Here is a 20,944-nt window from a genome sequence, read left to right on the forward strand (position 1 = left end):
GCGCAAGAAGGAGTCACTCACGCCACGACCCTAACCAGCCGGTCCCCGATCGGGCGATGGCGCGCGGGCGCGACTTGCTCACGTCCCGTCCGGGCTTGGACTTGACCACGTACCAACCGCCGCCGGTTTGTCCCGTGCGCAAAATAATCGGACATCTTTATAGTTCATAACCAATAATAATTCTGAGGACGGCTCACACCGCTTTCTTGGCCGCGCCATCGCCTTCTCTCAGCCGGATCACATGAAGCGGGCCTTGAGTGGAGGCATGACCGAGAACATGCAGCAGCAGAATCCCCATGGGCAGCCCAACCCGCTCTTCACCCACCAGCCGCCGCCTCAACAGATGTGGCCGCAAGCACCGCGGCAGCCAACCCGCCAGCCCGGCAAGGGCCGGCGCGGCGCCGTCGCGATCGTCGCCGGCGCCGTGCTCGCCGCGGGGGCGCTGGGCGGGGCGGCGGGCGCGTACTTCGGGCACGACACGACCGCGGGCGTGGCCACCGTGAGCACCCCGCTGGCGACGCCGACGGGCGACACGGCGACGACCGACGTCAGCGCCGTCGTCGCCAAGGTGAAGAACAGCGTGGTCGAGGTGACCGTGACGTTGCCGAACGGCGAGGAGATCGGGTCCGGCGTGGTCCTGTCCGCCGACGGCCGCATCCTGACCAACAACCACGTCATCGCCGACGCGGGCAACGGGAAGATCACCGTCACCTTCGCCGATGGGCGCACCGCGAACGCCACCGTCGTCGGGTCCGACACGACCAGCGACCTCGCCGTCATCAAGGCCGAGGGTGTCAGCGGGCTGACCCCGGCCACGCTCGGCGACTCGAGCACGGTGAAGGTCGGCCAGGAGGTCATCGCGATCGGCTCGCCCGGCGGGCTGCAGAACACCGTGACCACCGGCATCGTCAGCGCGCTGAACCGCGAGGTGAACATCGAGGGCGAGCAGCAGCAGCGCAACCAGCAGCAGTTCCCGTTCACCGGCAACGACAACTCGGGCTCGTCCGGCGTGTCCTACAAGGCCATCCAGACCGACGCCTCGATCAACCAGGGCAACTCCGGCGGTCCGCTGTTCGACCTGAACGGCGCCGTGATCGGCATCAACTCGGCGATGTACTCGCCGGTGACCGGCCAGAACGGTTCCGCGGGCAGCGTCGGGATCGGCTTCTCGATCCCGATCAACACCGCGAAGTCCGTGATCGCGAAGTTCTAGTCGTGCAGCACGGTCAACGCGCTCAGCGCGGTGAGCAGTGCCCACCCGGCCGCGACGCCGACGACCTTCTTGCGGGTGTCGGCGTCGGGCGCGTGCCCGCCGAGCACGACCGCGTCGCCGACGTCGGAGAGCACCCGCACGGCGAGCGCCACCTGGGTGGCACGCGCCGAGGGCGCCACCGCCAGGGCGAGCCCGGACGCGAGGTCACGGGCGCCGATCGACCGGGCCAGCGCCTTCGCCGACTTGGGCGTGCGGCCCACGGCGTCGGTGAGCTTGCACGGCTCGGTCAGCAGCGTCGGCTTGGCCAGCACCGCCCCGCCGTAGATCGCGGTTGCGGCTCCGATCACCCGCGGCACCCAGGACATCGGAAACCCCTCTCACCGGCACATGACTGAAAGGGGCATACCACCAGCCTGGGTGCCTCAAACCGGCAAGATCACTCGTTGCGGGGGAAGCCGAGGTTCACCGAGGAGGTCGCCGGGTCAGGCCAGCGGTTCTTGGCGCCGCCCGAGGCCTGCACCCGCTTGCCGTGGCCCGGGGGCCAGGGATGTCGCCTATCCCATCGGCAGAAGACGTCCGGCCGGTCGGTCAAGTCTCGCGACGATTTCGGCCACGATCGCCTCGCCTTCCGCATGGATATCTGGTCGCCGTTCGGACAGCGGCAGCCATTCGCCGGGTTCCTCACCGCGCGCCCACGCGGCCGATCGACGGCAGCAGTAGGCCATGCCGGCTGTCCACTCCTCCACGAGGTGACGTTTGATCCGATCAGCTGCAAGCTCCTCGGCCCGCTGTTCCAGGCGCCATTCGTAGAAGTCCGCCCATTCCTCATTGGCGGCAGCCACGTCGGGGTTCGGCAGCGTGATCCGCCCGGTAGCGAAGTACCAGCCGATGAAATCGGGCCGCGAATGGTCTCGCAGATATCGCTGGATATGCGGCCACCGGCTCACTTGCATTCCATGCCTCCTGAAAAGATGTGGACCTACTCGACGAACGGTAGGGTCCCTTCCGGAAGCGCGCTTGCGTTTCCCAGGGTGGGAAGGAATCATCAGTGCCGAACAAACGACAGCCGCCGAGGCCCCGCGACCGGATCATCGGCGCTCGCTTGCGCGCGATCCGCAAGGAGCGGACAAAGCTGAGCCTCGAAGCCGCCGCGAAGATGCTCGGGTGGGGTTTGGCGACCATGTCCCGAACGGAGAACGGTCTGCGCTATATCACCACCGAAGAGGTGGCGATGGTGCTGACCGCGTACCGGATTCCGTCGGCCGAACGCAACCAGATCATCACGGAAGCCCGCGCGGAGAACGCCTCGGGCTGGTGGGACCGGCCGCTGCCCGGAGTTCCCGCCGAGATGGGCACCTTGGCCAGTTACGAGGCAGACGCCACCAGCCTGACCGACTGGACGGTAACCATGGTGCCGGGCCTGCTCCAGATCGAGGAGTACGCCATGGCGTTCATGGCGTCGGACGATGTGCCACAGGAACTGGCTGAGTTGCGCTGGGTGGCTCGGCGCAGACGGCAGAAGATCTTGGGCACGCTCGACTACACGTCCTACATCTGCGAAACCGCGCTACGCACCCCGTACGGCGGCCCCGAGGGCCATCGTAAGCAGCTCCGGCACCTGCTGACCGCACGTGACCGTGGAATCCCGGTTCGGGTCGTGCCCGAGCACCTACCAGTCGGACTTGCCAACCACTCCTGGCTATACATGACGTTCCCCCACACCACGCCCGTGGTGAATGTCGAGGTTGCCGGCGGTGGCATCTACCTGCACGACGAACAGGCGGAGCCCTATGCCACGATGCTCGCCAGACTGGATCGCGTAGCCCTTCCCACCCGCGAAAGCCAGACTATGCTGCGGTCGATCCTGAAGGAGGCATGATCATGAATTGGCGGAAGTCAAGCTTCAGCCAGTCCAGCGGCAACTGCGTCGAGGTCCGGCAGGACCTGAACGCATTGCGTGACAGCAAGAACCCCGCTGGCCCAGCCCTGTCCGCGGACCTGCCGCAGCTGCTGGCCACCATCAAGTCCGGCAAGCTGCACCACTGATCAGCTCATTGAACCCACTGGGAGTCGCGCCAGCGGACGGTCTCGGGACGCACACCATCGAGCAAGTATGCCCGCACGATAGCGCGGAGCTGATCGCGGCTCATCACATCCCTGGGCTCGAACTCGATCGCACCCTGGGAGTCGAAGGGAAGCCTCGGCGCGTCGACCCGGCCGTCGCCCTGGGCGATGAAACCGCGTGACCGTCCGTCGGCGTTGACCTCGCGAAAGTAGACCGCACCGCCGTCCGGCCCAACAGCGACAAGCATCATCGGTGCCAACTCGGCGTGTAGCGGGTCGTACGGCCGGTCCCCGAGGTGAATCTCCCGATGCCCACGTACGTACGCCGGGGCGGCCTCGGGCGGAGGGCTCACGATGGCATCGACCAACTCGTCCACCGAGCGCAGTTGGAAGAAATTGCGCCATTCGCGGGGTCGCTCGTCGAACCGGACTGAGATGACCGGCGTCGCCGCTCTCGTCATGGTGTCGCCCTCCCCTCCAAAGTTACGGGTTCGTCAGCGTCAAGCTCCCACACGTACAGTACCGACCCCTCCGGCAGAATGGCCGGAACTGCTTGCTGACAGCCCATCGCCGGGCCACAGACCTGCGGGTTGTTGATGGCCACCACCGCCGCGGTGACGCCGTCGTGGCGCATCTTCGCCGCGATCTTGGTCTCGACGTGCGATATCACCGTGGGCTGGCCACGTTCCGGGTAATTGAAGTCTGAATCGCGCAAATAGGCGTCCGCCAGGTCTGAGAAGTGGTCGTATCCACTGGTCATCGTCTGGGGCGCGGCGCTGGCCGAGGTCATGTACCGACCGACAGTCAACTTGAGATCGCGGATGGCTTCCTGCTGATCATGCGCCCACGCCGAGTCGCCCACGGCCTCGCGGAGGTAGTCCGGACAGCTGTCGTCGTCGGCGTAAGCAACAGCGCCTGACGAGCTGGAACCGGACGCTTCACACGCCGTGTCGTCCCCACCGAACGGGTTGAGGTCAAGCCCGCAGGACTTCGCGACGATGACGACGAGAATCGCGGCAACGGCCCAGCCGACCAACTTTCCGACGCATCCGCTGCCGTTTTGCGCCACTCTTCCCCTGCCGCTCCTCAGCACTCTCCGAGTCGCCAAGGTTACCGACTGTCGCGCAAACCCTGCCAGGCGGCTTTCACTCGTTGCGGGGGAAACCGAGGTTCACCGAAGAGGTCGCCGGGTCAGGCCAGCGGCTGGTCACGACCTTCGCGCGGGTGAAGAACTGGACGCCTTCCGGCCCGTACGCGTGTGCGTCGCCGAAGAGGGAGTCCTTCCAGCCACCGAAGGAGTAGTAGCCGACCGGGACCGGGATGGGCACGTTCACGCCGACCATGCCGACCTCGACGTCGTCGGTGTAGCGCCGGGCCGCGCCGCCGTCGCGAGTGAACACCGCCGTGCCGTTGCCGTAGGGGTTGTCGTTGACCAGCTTGATCGCGTCGTCGTAGCTGCCCGCCCGCACGACGGACAGCACCGGGCCGAACACCTCGTCGGTGTAGATCTTCATCTGCGGCCCGACCTTGTCGAACAGCGTGGGGTTGAGCCAGAAACCGCCCGCCGCGCCGTCGACCGGACCGCCACGACCGTCCACGACCAGCTCGGCACCCTCAGCCACGCCGGACTCCACATAGGACGCGACCTTGTCCCTGTGCGCGGCGGTGACCAGCGGGCCCATGTCGCACCCGCGCCGGCCGTCGCCGATCTTGAGCTTGGCCATCCGCTCGGTGATCTTGGCGATCAGCTCGTCGCCGATCGGGTCGACGGCGACCACGACGGAGATCGCCATGCACCGCTCCCCCGCCGAGCCGAACCCGGCGGACACGGCCGCGTCGGCGGCCACGTCCAGGTCGGCGTCGGGCAGCACGACCATGTGGTTCTTGGCGCCGCCCAAGGCCTGCACGCGCTTACCGTGGCTGGTGCCGGTCTCGTAGATGTAGCGGGCCACCGGCGTCGAGCCGACGAACGAGATCGCCTTGACGTCCGGGTGCTCGAGCAACGCGTCGACCGCGACCTTGTCGCCGTGCACGACGTTGAGCACGCCGTCGGGCAGCCCGGCCCGCGCCCACAGCTCGGCCAGGTAGATCGACGCCGACGGGTCCTTCTCGCTGGGCTTGAGCACCACGGTGTTGCCGGTCGCGATCGCGTTGGGCAGGAACCACAACGGCACCATGGCCGGGAAGTTGAACGGCGAGATCACGCCGACCACGCCGAGCGGCTCGCGCACCGAGTGCACGTCGACCGCCGTGGACGCGTTCATGCTGAACCCGCCCCGCACCGCGGTCGGCAGCCCGCAGGCGAACTCCACTGACTCCAGCGCGCGCTGCACCTCACCGGCCGCGTCGTCGAGCACCTTGCCGTGCTCGGCCGTGATGATCGCGGCGACGTCGTCGCGGTGCGCGGCGAGCAGGTCGCGGAACTTGAAGAGCACCGACGTGCGCGCGGCCAGGGAAGCCTTGCGCCACGCGGGGAACGCCCGCTTGGCCGCGGCGACCGCCTCGTCGACGTCGGCGGCCGAGGCGTAGTCGACGATCCCGGTGACCTCACCGGTGGCCGGGTCGTAGACGTCGCCGGTGCGCTCGGCCACGCCCAAGCTGGGCTTACCGTCGATCCAGTGGCTGATCCTGGTCACAGTTCCGCCTCCCCGGATTTTCCGGAAATGGTTGCGTTGGATTGCGACGGCCCGGCTCCGTGGGCTTCCGTGGCCGGGTTGCGTCCCGTTCCCCTTGGCCGCCGGTTGACGGCTGCGCGGCTTGAGCTCACTCGCGACGCGGACACATGAGGTGTCATCGAGCTTCCTCCAGGTCTTGGGTCGCGGCGGCGATCGCGGCGCCGAGGCCGGCGAGCGCCTCTTCCACCTCGTCGTCGGTCAGGGTCATCGGCGGCGCGAGCCGGATGACGTTGTTGTGCATGCCGCCCTTGCCCACCAACAGGTTCCGCGCCTTCGTGTGCTCCAGCACCCGGACCGCGGCGCGCGGGCTCGGCTCCTTGCCGCCGGGCTCGACCAGCTCGACGCCGATCATCAGGCCCTTGCCGCGCACGTCGCCGACGATGGGGTTGGCGGCGGCGATCTCCCGCAACCCGGCGAGCATCCGCGCGCCCTGGCGGGCCGCGTTGGCCTGCAGGTCGTGCTCCAGCACGTAGTCCAAAGTGGCGTGTGCGCCGGTGGCGGCGACCGGGTTGCCGCCGAAGGTGGAGATGGAGTTCGCGGTCAGGCAGTCCATGACGTCCTTGCGGGCGATCAGGCCGCCGATCGCGAGGCCGTTGCCCAGACCCTTGGCGAAGGTCATCATGTCCGGCACCACGTCGTGGGCCTGCATGCCCCAGAAGTGCTCGCCGGTGCGGCCCCAGCCGGTCTGCACCTCGTCGGAGATCAGCAGGATGCCGTACTCGCGCAGCACCTCGGCGAACGCGCCGAACAGGCCGTCGGGTGGCGTGCAGAACCCGCCGACGCCCTGGATCGGCTCGGCGATCATGCAGGCCACGTCGCCCGCCGTGGTCGTCTGGATGACGTCGCGCAGGTCGGCGACGCACGCCGCGATGTAGTCCTTTTCGGACAGTTCGCCGAACGGGCTGCGGTACGGGTAACCGCCGTGCACGTAGCTCACCTTCACCGGGGAGAGCGCGCTCGCCGCCCAGCCGCGGTTGCCGGTGATGCCGACGGTCGCGAACGCGCGGCCGTGGTAGGAGTTGCGCATCGCCAGCACCTGGTTGCTCCTGCGGTACTGGGTGGCAAGCATCAACGCGGTCTCGTTGGCCTCGGTGCCGGAGTTGGTGAAGAACACCTTGGCGTCCGGGATGCCCGAGAGCTTCGCGATCTTCTCGGCCAGCTCGACCTGCTGACGGATCAGGTAGAGCGTCGAGGTGTGCAGCACGCCGGTGTCCAGCTGCTTGCGCACCGCGTCGCTGATCTCGGCGACGTCGTAGCCGATGGCGTTGGTGAGGATGCCGGCGAAGAGGTCCAGGTAGGTGCGGCCGGTCGAATCGGTCACCCGGCGCCCGGCCGCGTGCACGATCTCGATGGGCTCCTCGTAGTAGAGCGCCAGCCAGTCGGGCAGCACGGCGCGGTGGCGATCGAGGAGTTCGGACATGTCGCGTGTCCTCCCGGAGGTTGGTGACGGCCGTTGCCGAGTGTGCTGGCCACCACGGCCAGGAACCATGCGCAACATGTATCGGCCTGACCGGCCGAGCCGTACAGTGTGTCCGCGTAGCCGAGTACCCCGCAACCGGCGGCCAAGGGGAACGAGACGCAGCTCGGCCACGGACGACCTGTCGGCTGGACCTCGCCGACCCAACGCAACCATTTTCGGAAAATTCGGGGAGGCGGAACTGTATCCGACGGTTGCTCAAGTGCTGGCCCTGCCGATCGTGCGGCAGGGCAAGCCGACCGTGGTGGCCGGCCACGACGCCCTCGACCGGCGGGTGCGCTGGGTGCACGTCGCCGAGATCGCCGACATCGCGAACTTGCTGCGCGGCGGCGAGCTGGTCCTGACCACCGGCATCGCGCTGCCCGACGACGACGCCGCGCTGACCCGCTACATCGACGGCCTGGCCGAGATCGGGGTCGCGGGCGTGGTCGTCGAGCTGCTGCGGCACTGGAGCGACAAGCTGCCGACCGCTTTGGTCGATGCGGCCGAGCGGCACGGGCTGCCGCTGGTCACCCTGGCCAAGGAGACGCGCTACGTCGCCGTGACCGAGGCCGTGGTCGGGCTGATCGTCGAGGCGCAGGTGGCGGAGCTGCGGGCGGCCGAGCAGGTGCACGAGACGTTCACCGCGCTCACCGTGGCCGGCGCCGAGCCCGGCGAGGTGCTGCGTGAGGTCGCGCGGATCTCCGGGCTCCCCGTCGTGCTGGAGACGCTCGCGCACGAGGTCCTCGCCTACGACACCGCGGGCGCCGACCCGACCGAACTGCTGGACGGGTGGGCCGTCCGCTCGCGTGCGGTGTCGCTGACCGAGCGGACCAGCTACGACGAGGAGACCGGCTGGCTGGTCACCGTGGTCGGCGCGCGCGGCAACGACTGGGGCCGGCTCGTGCTCGTCTGCGCGGGGACCAACCCCGGCCCGCCGCCGCACCGCCACGTCGTGGTCGCCGAGCGGGCCGCGTCGGCGCTGGCCGTGCACCGGCTGGTCACCCGGGACCGGGAGAGCCTCGAACGCCACGCCCACCGCAACCTGCTCACCGAACTGCTCGCGTCGCCGACCCAGCGTTCCGACCTCACGGCCCGCACCGCGGCCCTCGGCGTGCCGCTGGCCGGGCGGCGGTTGATCGGCGTCGCCGTACGCCCGGCCACCACGGTGACCGGCACCGGCGCCAAGCCGGCGCCGTCGATGGCGACCCAGGCCGTGCTGCGCGACCTCGCCGAGGCCACGGCGCTGGCCGCGCGCCGGGCCCGAGTGGCCGCGCTCGTCGGCGTCGTCGACGACACGAGCGTGCGCGCGCTGCTCTCGCTCACCCCGCAGGCCGACGAGGAGGCGGTGCTCGGCCGGCTGGCCGAGGCCCTGCACAAGGCGGCGGCCGCCACCGCCCGCGCGGTGCCGGTCGTGGTCGCCGCGGGCAGCACGGTCGCCGAGCCCGGCGGCGGGCGGCGCAGCCTGATCGAGGCCGCGGACATCGCGAAGGCCGCCGTGCGCGGCCCGGCCCCGGCCGGGGGCTACCACCGGCTGCGTGACGTCCGGTTGCGCGGGCTGCTCTACCTGTTGGCTGACGACGATCGTCTGTCGGCCTTCGCCGAACGCGAACTCGGGCCGCTGCTGGCGCGCGACCGCAAGCACGGCAGCCGATTGCTGGACACATTGCGGCACTACTGCGCGCACGGCGGGAACAAGTCGGCGGCAGCTGCCGCGGCACATATGTCGAGGACCGCATATTACCAACAGCTGAGCCGGATCGAGCAGGTCCTCGGAGTGTCCATTGAGGACCCCGAGTCCATGTTGTCGCTGTATGTCGCGTTGCTCGCCTTAGAGGTCAACGAAGGCGAGCCGACGCCGCGGGATTGACGACTTTCGTAGGTGGCCACTCGGCAAAACCGCCGGATAACGTGGAAAACGTCGCGCCCGGATTTGGCGTGACAAATGCATTGTCGTGCGAAGGGTAAAGCCATATGCGAAAGTCGAGGGTCATCGCGGCCGCGGCGGGAGCCGTGCTCGCGATGGGGATCGCATCGGCCGGTTACATCGCGACCGCTGATTCGTCACCGACGCCGAACATCATCGGTGGCACCACGGTGGATTCCGCACCGTGGGGGGCGCAGATCTTCTGGGACGACCAGACGGAGTACGGCGGCTTCGAGTGCTCGGGCACGATCATCTCCGCCGAGTGGGTGCTCACCGCGCAGCACTGCCTCAACGCGCCGGGCATGCACGTGAAGGTCGGCGACGTGGCGCTGGGCTCGGGCACCGAGTCCGCGGTCGACCGGCAGGAGGCGTCGCCCAACGGCGACATCGCCCTGTTGCACCTGGCCACGCCGATCGACGCCGAGTACGTCCAGCTCGCGAACGCCGACCCCGCCGAGGGTGACACGAACCAGATCTACGGCTGGGGCCGCACCGAGGGCGACAGCCCGCCGAGCGACACCCTGAAGACCGCGGACGTGCAGGTCACCGGGACGAGCACGGACGCGTTCGGCGGCACGGCGATCGCCAGCAAGGGCGTGAGCGGTGCTTCGTGGCACGGCGACTCCGGTGGCCCGGAGATGGCCGGCGGCGTGCAGGTCGGCGTCTGCTCGACCGGGGAGAACTCGGGCAGCGACCCGAACGGCACGCAGAACTACGCCAGCGTTGCCGCCAGCCGCGACTGGATCCAGCAGACCGCCGGGGTCTGATGACCGGCACGTAACAGCCGCATAGCGCGAAGGGCGACGGCCACACGGCCGTCGCCCTTCGTCATGTCCGGGGCATGACAGGCAACGGGCAATGTGTTCGCCGTCACAGCCAACGGTGAACACTCTGCCACTGCCGGGCACCTCGGGATCACTCAACGATGCCGTGATGGACCCGGGTGACCGATCCCGGCTGCCGCATTGGGTACGAAGTGGAGTGAGCGCCCGATGACCGACCAACTCGAACAACGGGGGAACGCCGCGGGCCAGGTCGAGCTGCCGGCCGAGGCCTTGGCTTCGTTGGCGGACAGCCGCTTCTACAACGTCGAGCTCGCACCCGTGCCCGTCGAGAAGCGCACGTGGTCGACCTACAACTACTTCGCGCTGTGGATGGGCATGGCGCACAACATCCCCAGCTACCTGCTGGCGTCCTCGCTGGTGCTGATGGGGATGAGCTGGCTGCAGGCGTTCCTGACCATCACGGTCGCGAACCTGGTGGTGCTGATCCCGATGCTGTTGAACAGCCACGCGGGCACCAAGTACGGCATCCCGTTCCCGGTGTTCGCCCGCGCGTTCTACGGCGTGCGCGGGGCGAACCTGGCGGCGTTGCTACGGGCTTTCATCGCCTGCGGCTGGTTCGGCATCCAGACCTGGGTCGGCGGTGAGGCGCTCTTCGTGATCATCGGGCGGCTCACCGGCGACGGCTGGACCAACTCCGCGCAGGTCGCGGGCCAGCACTGGACGTTGTGGCTCTGCTTCGCCCTGTTCTGGGTCGTGCAGATGCTGATCATCTGGCGCGGCATGGAGGCCATCCGCCGGTTCGAGAACTGGACCGCTCCCCTGGTGTCCCTCGGCTTCATCATCATGTTGATCTACGTGCTGGTGAAGGCCGGTGGCGTCGGTCCGATCCTGTCGCAGCCCTCGAAGCTCGGCTGGGGCAGCGACTTCTGGAAGGTGCTCGCGCCGACGCTGATGGCGATGATCGCGTTCTGGTCCACGCTCTCGCTGAACATGCCCGACTTCACCCGGTTCAGCCGCGGCCAGCGCCAGCAGGTGCGCGGTCAGGTTCTCGGCCTGCCGACCACGATGTCGTTCATCGCGCTGGTCGCCATCCTGACCACGTCGGGCGGGCAGGTGCTCTACGGCGACGCGATCTGGGACCCGGCGCAACTGGCCAGCAAGTTCGACAGCTCGCTGGTCGTGGTGGTCGCGCTGATCGCCCTGGTGCTCGCCACGATCTCGGCGAACCTCGCGGCCAACGTGGTCAGCCCGTCCTACGACTTCTCCAACGCGTTCCCGCGCAAGATCACGTTCGCGCTCGGCGGGCTGATCACCGGCGTGATCGGCATCCTGATGCAGCCGTGGCGGCTGCTGGCCAACGCCGACGTCTACATCAACGGCTGGCTGACCTTCTACGGCGGTCTGCTCGGCGCGGTCGCGGGCGTGCTGATCGCCGGGTACTGGGCGCACGCGCGGACCCGGCTCGAGCTCGCCGACCTCTACCGCGAGAGCGGCCGGTACTGGTTCACCGGCGGCTGGAACTGGCGCGCGGTGCTCGCGACGCTGATCGGCGCCGTGCTCGCGGTCGGCGGCGCGTACACCAAGGCCGGAACGTCCGGCCCGTTCCCCGAGGACGGGATGATCCCGTTCCTCAAGTGGTTCTACGACTACAGCTGGGTGGCCGGCCTCGTGATGGCGTTCGTGGTCTACCTGGCGCTCGTGACGACCAGCACCGGGCGGGCCACCGCGCCGGTTCGGCTACAGGAAGGAGAGGCCAGTGCCTGAGATCATCAGGGCGGGCCTGGTCCAGCAACGCTGGACCGGTGACAAGGAGTCCATGATCGCCAACGCGGTGCGCGCCATCGAGAGCGCGGCCTCGCAGGGCGCCCAGGTGGTCTGCTTGCAGGAACTGTTCTACGGCCCCTACTTCTGCCAGGTGCAGGACGCGGACTTCTACTCCTACACCGAGGCCATCCCGGACGGCCCGACCACGAAGCTCATGCAGGACGTCGCGAAGCAGCACGGCGTCGTGCTGATCGTGCCGATGTACGAAGAGGAACACCCCGGCGTCTACTACAACACCGCCGCGGTCATCGACGCCGACGGCAAGTACCTCGGCATGCACCGCAAGAACCACATCCCGCAGGTGAAGGGCTTCTGGGAGAAGTTCTACTTCCGGCCCGGCAACCTCGGCTACCCGGTGTTCGAGACCGCGGTCGGCAAGATCGGCGTCTACATCTGCTACGAGCGCCACTTCCCCGAGGGCTGGCGGGCGCTCGGCCTGGGCGGCGCGCGGATCGTGTTCAACCCGTCGGCCACCAGCCGCGGGCTGAGCGAATACCTGTGGCGCCTGGAGCAGACCTCGGCGGCCGTGGCCAACGAGTACTTCGTCGGCACCATCAACCGGGTCGGCGTGGAACCGTTGGGTGACAACGACTTCTACGGCCAGTCCTACTTCGCCGACCCGCGCGGGCAGATCATCGGCGAGGCCGCGTCGGACACCGAGGAAGAGGTGGTGGTCCGCGACCTCGACATGGGTCAGCTCGCCGAGGTCCGCGACCTGTGGCAGTTCTACCGCGACCGCCGCCCGGACACCTACGACTCGCTGACGAGGCCGTGACATGCGAACGCTGATCAAGGGCGGCACGGTGGTCAACGCCACCGGCGCCGTCGTCGCCGACGTCCTCGTCGAGGACGAGACGATCGCCGCCGTCGCGGCACCCGGCGTGTTCGAGAACGCCGACAAGGTGATCGACGCGGCCGGCAAGTACGTGATCCCCGGCGGCATCGACGCCCACACCCACATGGAGATGCCCTTCGGCGGCACGTTCTCCGCCGACACGTTCGCCACCGGCACCACGGCCGCGGCGTGGGGTGGCACGACCACGATCATCGACTTCGCGGTGCAGGCCAAGGGCACCTCGCTGCTGTCCACACTGGACAAGTGGCACGAGAAGGCCGACGCCCACTGCGCGGTCGACTACGGCTTCCACATGATCGTGTCCGACGTGAACGACACGTCGCTCAAGGAGATGGAGTCCTGCATCGCGGCGGGCGTGAACAGCTTCAAGATGTTCATGGCCTACCCCGGCGTCTTCTACGCCACCGACGGGGAAATCCTGCGTGCGATGCAGAAGGCCACCGACACCGGCGCGATGATCATGATGCACGCGGAGAACGGCATCGCGATCGACCAGCTCGTCGCGCAAGCGATTGCCGCCGGGCGCACCGATCCGGTCGAGCACGGCCTGACCCGGCCGCCGGAGCTGGAGGGCGAGGCGACGTCGCGAGCGATCCAGCTCGCGAAGGTGACCGGCGCGCCGCTCTACATCGTGCACCTGTCGGCGCGGCACGCCCTCGCGGCCGTGGCGCAGGCACGCGACGCCGGGCAGAACGTGTTCGCCGAGACCTGCCCGCAGTACCTGTTCCTGTCCCTGGACGACCTGGCCAAGCCGGACTTCGAGGGCGCCAAGTACGTCGCGTCTCCCCCGCTGCGGCCCAAGGACCACCAGGACGACCTGTGGCGGGGCCTGCGCACCAACGACCTGTCCGTGGTGTCCACCGACCACTGTCCGTTCTGCTTCGTGGAGCAGAAGGAACTGGGGCGCGGCGACTTCTCCAAGATCCCCAACGGGATGCCGGGCGTCGAGCACCGGATGGACCTGCTGCACCAGGGCGTGGTCGGCGGGAAGATCTCGCTGGCGCGCTGGGTGGAGGTCGCGTCGACCACGCCGGCCCGGATGTTCGGGCTGTACCCGCGCAAGGGCGTCATCGCGCCGGGCGCCGACGCCGACATCGTGGTCTACGACCCGCAGGCGACCACCCACGTGTCGGCCGAGACCCACCACATGAACGTGGACTACTCGGCCTACGAGGGCTGGGAGCTCAAGGGCAAGGTCGACACGGTGCTGTCGCGGGGCTCGGTCGTGATCGCCGGCAACGCCTTCCACGGCCGCGAGGGCCACGGGAAGTTCCTGTCGCGCGACCTGTCGCAGTACTTGGTCTGAAAGGGACGGTCATGGACTTCGGAGTGGTGCTGCAGACCGACCCGCCGGCAAGCGACGTCGTCCGGCTGATGAAGGAGGCGGAGGCGGCCGGATTCAGCCACGGCTGGACGTTCGACTCGTGCGTGCTGTGGCAGGAGCCGTTCGTCATCTACTCGCAGATCCTCGCCAACACCTCGTCGCTGACGGTCGGGCCCATGGTCACCAATCCGTCCACAAGGGACTGGTCGGTGACCGCGTCGCTGTTCGCGACGCTGAACGACATGTACAGCAACCGGACCGTGTGCGGCATCGGCCGCGGCGACTCCGCGCGCCGGGTGATCGGCCAGAAGCCCGCGTCGCTGGCGGTCCTGAGCGACGCGATGCACGTGATCAAGGAGCTGGCCGAGGGCCGCGAGGCGCAGCTGCACGGCGCACCGGTGCGCATCCCGTGGGTGCGCGACGGACGGCTGGAGATGTGGATGGCCGCCTACGGGCCGAAGGCGCTGAAGCTGGTCGGCGAGCAGGCCGACGGGTTCATCCTGCAGACCGCGGACCCGGCCATCGCGCGCTGGACCATCGGCGCGGTGCGCGACGCCGCGCGGGCGGCCGGGCGCGACCCGGGCGGGATCACCATGTGCGTGGCCGCGCCCGCGTACGTGGGGACCGACGTCGAGCACCAGCGCGAGCAGTTGCGCTGGTTCGGCGGCATGGTCGGCAACCACGTGGCCGACCTGGTGACCCGCTACGGCGAGTCCGGCCCCGTCCCGCACGAGCTGACCGACTACATCCGCGGCCGGCAGGGCTACGACTACGCCCACCACGGCAAGGCCGGCAACCCGTCGACGGACTTCGTGCCCGACCAGATCGTCGACCGGTTCTGCCTGCTCGGCCCGGCGTCGGCCCACCGCGACCGGCTGGCCGAACTGGCCGAGCTCGGCGTCGACCAGTTCGCCCTGTACCTGATGCACGACCAGCGCGAGGAAACCCTTGCCGCCTACGGAAAAGAGGTAATCGGCTCGGTCGCCTCCCCCACCCCCTGACCCAACCGCCCCACCCTCCAACCGGGCGTGTCCCACACCCCCGCCGGGCGTGTCCCCCGTTCCGACCGGGTGTGTCCCACAGTCCGATCGGGTGTGTCCCCTCGTCCGGCCGGCTGTGTCCCTTCTTCCGGCCGGGCGTGTTCCCCGTTCCGGCCGGGTGTGTCCTACAGTCCGGCCGGGCGGGGGCTCAAGTGGAGGCTTTGAGCGCCGCGATCTCCGCCTTGACGTCGTAGTCGGGTTTCGGGGGTCGCGGCGCCATCTCCTCCAGGGTCTCCAGCAGCAGGTGCGCGATGGCCCAGTTGCGGTACCACTTGCGGTCGGCGGGCACGACGTACCAGGGCGCGACGTCGGTGCTGCAACTGGCGAGCGCGTCGGTGTAGGCGGCCTGGTAGTCGTCCCACTTGGCCCTGGCCCGCAGGTCGGCCGGGTTGTACTTCCACTGCTTCTCGGGGGTGGTGAGCCGGCGCAGCAGGCGCTCGCGTTGCTTCTCCCGCGAGATGTGCAGCATGCACTTCACCAGCGCCACGCCCTCGGCGGCGAGCTCGGCCTCGAAGGTGTTGATCACCGCGTAGCGGCTGCGCCACTGCTCCTCGGACACCAGCGACTCGACCCGCGCGATCAGCACGTCCTCGTAGTGCGAGCGGTCGAACACGCCGATCATCCCAGGGCCGGGCACCTGTTTGCGGATCCGCCACAGGAAGTCGTGGGTCGATTCCTCCTCGGTGGGCTTCTTGAACGACGCGATGTGCAGGCCCTGCGGGTCGACCAGCCCGCACACGTGCCCGATCGTGCCGCCCTTGCCCGAGGTGTCCATGCCCTGCAGCACCAGCAGCACCCGCCGTGGGTCGCGGCCGCCGACGCCTTGGGCGAAAAGCGCCTCCTGCAGGGTCGCCAGGCGCTTGCCGACCTCGACGAGGTCCGCCTTGGCGGCCGACTTGGACTTGGGTCCGATGGGGATCTTGCGGGGCTTCGCGGACAGACAGCCCCGGTCACCAGGCCGTACCCGCAATTCGTCGCGCACCTTCGCCGCTGCCATGATTCGCAGGGTAATCGGAATCACCCGCACCCGCCCTGTGCAACGATCCACCGCGAGATAGCTCATCGGCGCAACGAAGTGCCGTCTCAAGCAACGTCTGGCGGATGAAATCGACGCATCCGGCGCCTTAGCCTGAGAGTATGACCACCACCGTGCACCCGACCGCGACTACCGCTGCCGAGTTCATCGCTCTGGACGAGCGCTGGAGCACCCACAACTACCACCCGCTGCCGGTGGTGATCGCCGAAGCCGAGGGCGCGTGGGTGACCGATGTGCACGGCAAGCGCTACCTGGACTTCCTTGCCGGGTACTCCGCGTTGAACTTCGGCCACCGCCACCCCGCGCTGATCGCCGCGGCCACCGCGCAGCTCGGCCGGGTCACGCTGACCAGCCGGGCGTTCCACCACGACCAGCTCGGCCCGTTCTGCCAGGAGCTGGCCGAACTGACCGGCACCGACCTCGTGCTGCCGATGAACTCCGGGGCCGAGGCCGTCGAGTCGGCCATCAAGCTCGCCCGCAAGTGGGCCTACCAGGTCAAGGGCGTGCCGGCCAACACCGCGGAGATCGTGGTCGCCGGGTCCAACTTCCACGGCCGCACCACCACGATCGTCTCGTTCTCCACCGACGAGGTGGCCCGCGCCGACTACGGCCCCTTCACCCCGGGCTTCGTCGTGGTCCCCTACGGCGACGCCACCGCGCTGGCCGCCGCGATCTCGGACCGGACCGCCGCGGTCCTGGTCGAGCCGGTGCAGGGCGAGGCCGGGGTCGTCGTGCCGCCCGCCGGCTACCTGGCCGAGATCCGCAGGCTGTGCGACGAGCGTGGCGTGCTGATGATCGCCGACGAGATCCAGTCGGGCCTTGCGCGCACCGGCGAGCTGCTGGCGCTGGACCACGAGGGCGTCCGCGCCGACCTGTACACGCTGGGCAAGGCGCTGGGCGGCGGCATCCTGCCGGTGTCCGCGGTGGTCGGCAAGCGCGAGGTGCTCGGCCTGCTCCGGCCCGGCGAGCACGGCTCCACCTTCGGCGGCAACCCGCTGGCGTGCGCGGTCGGCCGCGAGGTGATCAAGCTGCTGCGCACCGGCGAGTTCCAGGAGCGCTCGGCCAAGCTCGGCGCGCACCTGCACAACCGGCTGGGCGAGCTGGTCGGCCGGGGCGTGGCCGAGGTGCGCGGGCGCGGGCTGTGGGCCGGCGTCGAGATCGCCGCGGGTGGCCCCGAGGGCCGGGCGGCCTCGGAGGCGTTGGCGCTGCGTGGCGTGCTGTGCAAGGAAACCCACGAGACGACGCTGCGGGTGGCACCGCCGCTGGTGATCACCGAGCAGGAGCTCGACACCGGCGTCGACGCGATCGCCGAGGTGCTCGCCAAGTAGCGGGTCACCGAATGCGGTGGACGCGCCCTTCGTCCCAGATGGGCGCGTCCACCTCGGACACCGCGCCGTCCGCGCCGAAGACCAGGAACCGGTCGAACGAGCGGGCGAACCAGCGGTCGTGGGTCACCGCGAGGACCGTGCCGTCGAACTCCTCCAAGGCATCCTGCAACGCTTGAGCCGAGGCCAGGTCGAGGTTGTCCGTCGGCTCGTCCAACAGCAGCAGCGTCGCGCCGCCCAGTTCCAGCAACAGGATCTGGAAGCGCGCCTGCTGGCCACCCGACAGCGTCTCGAACCGCTGCTCCCCCGCCGCCGCGAGGCCGTAACGGGACAACGCGGCCGCGGCCGTGCCGCGGTCCATGCCCCGGCGGGTGCCCTCGCCGAGCCACAGGATGTCCACCAGCGTGCGACCGGTCCACTCCGGGTGGTCGTGCGTCTGGGCGAACAACGCCGGCCGCACCCGGGCCCCCAGCTTCCAGGAACCGTTGTGCCGCACGGCATCCCCGGCGAGCAGGCGCAGGAAGTGAGACTTGCCGGAACCGTTGGAGCCCAGCACCGCGATCCGGTCGCTGTAGAACACCTCCAGGTCGAACGGCGCCATCAGGCCGGTCAGCTCCAGCCCGGCGCACGTCACCGCGCGCACGCCAGTGCGGCCACCACGCAATCGCGGCCGCACCTTGTGCTCGACCGGTGGCAACGGCGGCGGGCCGGCCTCCTCGAACTTGCGCAACCGGGTCTGCGCCGCCTTGTACCGCGCCGCCATCCCGTCGTTCACCATGGCCGCGCGCTGCATGAGCTGCACCAGCTCCTTGAGCTTCTGGTGCTCCTCGTCCCAGCGCCTGCGCAGCTCGGCCAGCCGCTCGTGGCGTGCCTGCCGCGCCGCGGCCCACGTCGCGAAGCCGCCACCGTGCGTCCACGCGGTGCCGCCCTCCACGGTGATCACGTGCGTGGCCACCTCGGCCAGCAACGCACGGTCGTGGCTGACGAGAAGCACCGCTTTGGGCGTCTCGACGAGCTGCCGTTCCAGCCACCGCTTGCCCGGCACGTCCAGGTAGTTGTCCGGCTCGTCGAGCAGCAGCACCTGTTCCGGGCCACGCAGCAACGCCTCCAGCACGAGCCTTTTCTGCTCGCCGCCCGACAGCGTGCGCACCTCCCGGAACCGCGCCCGGTCGAACGGGATGCCAAGCGCCGCAACGGTCACCGTGTCCCACAGCACCTCGACGTCGTAACCGCCGGCCTCACCCCAGCCGGCCAGCGCGTTCGCGTACCGCAACTGCGTCGGCTCGTCGTCGGCGTCCATCATGGCGAGCTCGGCCGCGTCCAGTTCCACGGCGGCGACGCGCACGGCGGCGGGCGCCACGGCCAGCAGCAGGTCGCGCACGGTGCGGTCGTCGCGCACCGAGCCGACGAACTGCGGCATCACGCCGAGCCCGCCCTGCACCGACACACCGCCGTCCTGGCTGTCCTCGCCGGAGAGCAGGCGCAGCAGCGTCGTCTTGCCGACGCCGTTGGCCCCCACGACCGCGACCACCTGGCCCGCGCTGACCCGAAGCGACACCTCGTGCAGCAGGCGTCTGCCGTCGGGCAGGCTATAGCCGAGGCCACTGGCCTCCAGGAAACCCATGCCGCGATGGTGCGCCGAAGGCCCCGCCCAGGCCACCGATTTTGTCGGCATAGTGGTGGAGTGCTGTTACCTGCCCGCAAGCCCGTGCTGATCGGTGCCGCCGTAGCGGCGGTCGTGATGGTCACGCTCGGCGCGCTGTTCTCCGGGCAGCACGGCCCCACCGCGTTCGACCAGTCCGTGTTCGACGCCGTGCACACGCACGTGCCCTACTGGGCGCTGCGGCTGATGAAGGCGCCGACCAACCCGATCCTGCTGATCGCGGTGCTCGCCGTCGTGGCCCTGGTGGCGTTCGCGAAGCGGCGGTTCGACCTCGCGGTGCTGGCCGCCGCCGGGCCCGGATTGAGCGTGGCGCTGTCCAGCCTTGCCCTGAAGCCGCTGTTCGGCCGCCGCTACTACGACACGTACCTGGCCTACCCCAGCGGCCACACGACGGCGCTGACCGCGACGATCTTCGTCCTGCTGGTCGCGGTCGCCACCTTGGGCCGAACAGCGCTGACCGTTGCGGCATTCGGTGCTGCCGCGGTGGTGCTGGCCTGTGCTGTGATCGGACTGGTGGGACTCAGGTATCACTACATGACGGACACGATCGGCGGTTTCTGTGTCGCCGGTGCAACCGTTGCACTGGTTGCTTCCGTATTGGACAGTAGTAGCACCAAGCACACGCACCGTGACCAGCAGGGGCGTGGCGTTCACTCGATGAAGTGAGGGGACCACCGCGTGGCGCTACGAACCCGGAGGCGTACCGTGCGTAGCCTGTCAGACCACAGGCGGACTCCACGGAATCCACGGAATCCATCGCCTGCGTGAGCGCAGCGGAAGGGACGGCGGTGACCGACACACCGATCTACGACCAGATTCGCGACGAGCTCAGCATGCGCAGGGAGTCCGAGCAACAAAGCACCGGCAAACGCGCCGAGCGCGGCGCGACCAGCACCGTGTCCGTGTGGGCCCTCGTCGACGCGAACCGCGACGCGGGCGGCCGGCGCAGGCGGTAGCTCGTTGACGACCTTGCCGGAGATCTTGCACCGGTTGTGGCCGGACCCCGCCGAGCTGACCGACGCCGACCTGGAAGAGCTGTACGACTACCCACCGGACCTGACCAAGCCGTGGGTGCAGGTCAACTTCGTGAGCAGCGCCGATGGCGCCGTGACCGTGAACGGTCGCTCCGCCGGGCTGTCGAGCCCGGGCGACAAGAAGGTGTTCGCGCTCGGGCGCGATCTCGCCGACGTCGTGCTGGTCGGTGCGGGCACGGCCCGCGCCGAGGGCTACAAGGGCGTGAAGCGCACGGAGATGCGCACCGAACGGCGGGCACGACTCGGCCTTGCCCCTGTGCCGCCGATCACAGTGATCACCGCCAGCGCCAACCTGGACCCCGCTTCACCGCTGATCTCCGGCACCGAGGTACCCACGATCGTGGTCACCTGTGAGAGTGCCCCAGCCGAGCGGCGCAAGGCGCTCGCCGACGCGGGCGCGGACGTGGTGGTCGCCGGTCAGGACACCGTGGACGTGCGTGCGTTGCTGGCCGAACTCGGCGAGCGCGGCCTGCACCGGGTGTGCTGCGAGGGCGGCCCGACGCTGTTCGGCGAGCTCATCGTCACCGACCTCGTCGACCAGCTCTGCCTGACGATCGCGCCGCTGCTCGCCGGCGGTGGCGCCGGGCGGATCGTGTCCGGCAGCCCGGTCACCGCCGGGCTCGACATGACCACCGAATCGGTGCTGCGCGACGAGGACGGCTTCCTCATGCTGCGGTACCGGCGCACCTGACGGCCGGTTCACCTGGCGCGTGCGACGCTGC

The 20,944-nt window shown here is 69.3% G+C and carries 21 protein-coding genes; 13 read left to right on the top strand and 8 right to left on the bottom strand.

The window, feature by feature from the left end:
* Positions 1-265 precede the first annotated feature (265 nt).
* Positions 266-1,213: a S1C family serine protease gene (locus EV186_RS14360; RefSeq protein ID WP_243754037.1), complete on the top strand. Its 948-nt coding sequence runs from the start codon at positions 266-268 to the stop codon at positions 1,211-1,213.
* On the opposite strand, the gene EV186_RS14365 is transcribed toward EV186_RS14360, so the two are convergent.
* Complete coding sequence (locus EV186_RS14365) at positions 1,210-1,560, bottom strand: DUF4267 domain-containing protein (RefSeq protein ID WP_133849708.1); 351 nt, start codon at positions 1,558-1,560, stop codon at positions 1,210-1,212. The genes EV186_RS14360 and EV186_RS14365 overlap by 4 nt on opposite strands.
* Before the next feature lie 207 nt (positions 1,561-1,767).
* Positions 1,768-2,160, bottom strand: coding sequence for a hypothetical protein (locus EV186_RS14370; protein ID WP_133849709.1), 393 nt, complete (start codon positions 2,158-2,160; stop codon positions 1,768-1,770).
* Positions 2,161-2,261: 101 nt separating this feature from the next.
* On the opposite strand from EV186_RS14370, the gene EV186_RS14375 reads away from it, so the two are divergent.
* Positions 2,262-3,092, top strand: coding sequence for a helix-turn-helix domain-containing protein (locus tag EV186_RS14375; protein WP_133849710.1), 831 nt, complete (start codon positions 2,262-2,264; stop codon positions 3,090-3,092).
* A 2-nt stretch (positions 3,093-3,094) separates the two neighbouring features.
* Positions 3,095-3,259, top strand: coding sequence for a DUF397 domain-containing protein (locus EV186_RS14380; protein ID WP_133849711.1), 165 nt, complete (start codon positions 3,095-3,097; stop codon positions 3,257-3,259).
* 5 nt (positions 3,260-3,264) lie between these two features.
* Here the strand turns inward: EV186_RS14380 and EV186_RS14385 are convergent, their stop codons facing one another.
* The 4 genes from EV186_RS14385 to EV186_RS14400 form a co-directional block, all read right to left on the bottom strand.
* The gene (locus tag EV186_RS14385) at positions 3,265-3,738 is read right to left on the bottom strand and encodes an Imm1 family immunity protein (protein ID WP_133849712.1); all 474 of its coding nucleotides are present in this window, start codon (positions 3,736-3,738) and stop codon (positions 3,265-3,267) included.
* Positions 3,735-4,346, bottom strand: a complete 612-nt coding sequence (locus EV186_RS14390; RefSeq protein WP_166659172.1) for a DddA-like double-stranded DNA deaminase toxin — start codon at positions 4,344-4,346, stop codon at positions 3,735-3,737. The genes EV186_RS14385 and EV186_RS14390 overlap by 4 nt, the downstream gene beginning before the upstream one ends.
* A gap of 76 nt (positions 4,347-4,422) precedes the next feature.
* A complete protein-coding gene (locus EV186_RS14395; protein ID WP_133849714.1) occupies positions 4,423-5,913 on the bottom strand; it encodes a CoA-acylating methylmalonate-semialdehyde dehydrogenase in 1,491 nt (496 codons plus the stop codon).
* A gap of 154 nt (positions 5,914-6,067) precedes the next feature.
* Positions 6,068-7,372 carry an aspartate aminotransferase family protein gene (locus EV186_RS14400; protein ID WP_133849715.1) on the bottom strand — a complete coding sequence of 435 codons (1,305 nt, stop codon included), beginning with the start codon at positions 7,370-7,372 and terminating at the stop codon, positions 6,068-6,070.
* A gap of 238 nt (positions 7,373-7,610) precedes the next feature.
* On the opposite strand from EV186_RS14400, the gene EV186_RS14405 reads away from it, so the two are divergent.
* The 6 genes from EV186_RS14405 to EV186_RS14430 all read left to right on the top strand — a co-directional run bounded on the left by EV186_RS14405 (position 7,611) and on the right by EV186_RS14430 (position 15,125).
* A complete protein-coding gene (locus EV186_RS14405) occupies positions 7,611-9,278 on the top strand; it encodes a PucR family transcriptional regulator (RefSeq protein WP_133850257.1) in 1,668 nt (555 codons plus the stop codon).
* Between the two features lie 104 nt (positions 9,279-9,382).
* Positions 9,383-10,102 (top strand): S1 family peptidase, encoded by a 720-nt coding sequence (locus EV186_RS14410; protein ID WP_133849716.1) that lies wholly within the window; start codon positions 9,383-9,385, stop codon positions 10,100-10,102.
* Between the two features lie 225 nt (positions 10,103-10,327).
* Complete coding sequence (locus EV186_RS14415) at positions 10,328-11,884, top strand: NCS1 family nucleobase:cation symporter-1 (RefSeq protein WP_133849717.1); 1,557 nt, start codon at positions 10,328-10,330, stop codon at positions 11,882-11,884.
* A complete protein-coding gene (locus EV186_RS14420; protein ID WP_133849718.1) occupies positions 11,877-12,719 on the top strand; it encodes a nitrilase-related carbon-nitrogen hydrolase in 843 nt (280 codons plus the stop codon). Before EV186_RS14415 ends, EV186_RS14420 begins: the two co-directional genes overlap by 8 nt.
* 1 nt (position 12,720) lies before the next feature.
* Entirely contained in the window at positions 12,721-14,106 is a 1,386-nt protein-coding gene (gene hydA, locus EV186_RS14425) for a dihydropyrimidinase (RefSeq protein ID WP_133849719.1), read from the top strand.
* Positions 14,107-14,117: 11 nt separating this feature from the next.
* On the top strand, positions 14,118-15,125 hold the full coding sequence (locus EV186_RS14430; RefSeq protein WP_133849720.1) for a TIGR03842 family LLM class F420-dependent oxidoreductase: 1,008 nt from the start codon (positions 14,118-14,120) through the stop codon (positions 15,123-15,125).
* Positions 15,126-15,312: 187 nt separating this feature from the next.
* On the opposite strand, the gene EV186_RS14435 is transcribed toward EV186_RS14430, so the two are convergent.
* Positions 15,313-16,161 carry a PPK2 family polyphosphate kinase gene (locus tag EV186_RS14435; protein WP_133849721.1) on the bottom strand — a complete coding sequence of 283 codons (849 nt, stop codon included), beginning with the start codon at positions 16,159-16,161 and terminating at the stop codon, positions 15,313-15,315.
* Between the two features lie 140 nt (positions 16,162-16,301).
* Here EV186_RS14435 and rocD point away from each other — a divergent pair, with 140 nt between their 5' ends.
* On the top strand, positions 16,302-17,528 hold the full coding sequence (gene rocD / locus EV186_RS14440; protein WP_133849722.1) for an ornithine--oxo-acid transaminase: 1,227 nt from the start codon (positions 16,302-16,304) through the stop codon (positions 17,526-17,528).
* Between the two features lie 4 nt (positions 17,529-17,532).
* On the opposite strand, the gene EV186_RS14445 is transcribed toward rocD, so the two are convergent.
* Positions 17,533-19,149 (bottom strand): ATP-binding cassette domain-containing protein, encoded by a 1,617-nt coding sequence (locus tag EV186_RS14445; protein WP_133849723.1) that lies wholly within the window; start codon positions 19,147-19,149, stop codon positions 17,533-17,535.
* Positions 19,150-19,233: 84 nt separating this feature from the next.
* Here EV186_RS14445 and EV186_RS14450 point away from each other — a divergent pair, with 84 nt between their 5' ends.
* The 3 genes from EV186_RS14450 to EV186_RS14455 all read left to right on the top strand — a co-directional run bounded on the left by EV186_RS14450 (position 19,234) and on the right by EV186_RS14455 (position 20,913).
* Positions 19,234-19,854 carry a phosphatase PAP2 family protein gene (locus EV186_RS14450; RefSeq protein WP_133849724.1) on the top strand — a complete coding sequence of 207 codons (621 nt, stop codon included), beginning with the start codon at positions 19,234-19,236 and terminating at the stop codon, positions 19,852-19,854.
* Positions 19,855-19,976: 122 nt separating this feature from the next.
* A complete protein-coding gene (locus EV186_RS38905) occupies positions 19,977-20,144 on the top strand; it encodes a hypothetical protein (RefSeq protein WP_166659173.1) in 168 nt (55 codons plus the stop codon).
* A gap of 13 nt (positions 20,145-20,157) precedes the next feature.
* A complete protein-coding gene (locus EV186_RS14455) occupies positions 20,158-20,913 on the top strand; it encodes a pyrimidine reductase family protein (protein WP_133850258.1) in 756 nt (251 codons plus the stop codon).
* Positions 20,914-20,944: the final 31 nt, after the last annotated feature.

Source organism: Labedaea rhizosphaerae (assembly GCF_004362825.1).
Taxonomy (GTDB): domain Bacteria; phylum Actinomycetota; class Actinomycetes; order Mycobacteriales; family Pseudonocardiaceae; genus Labedaea; species Labedaea rhizosphaerae.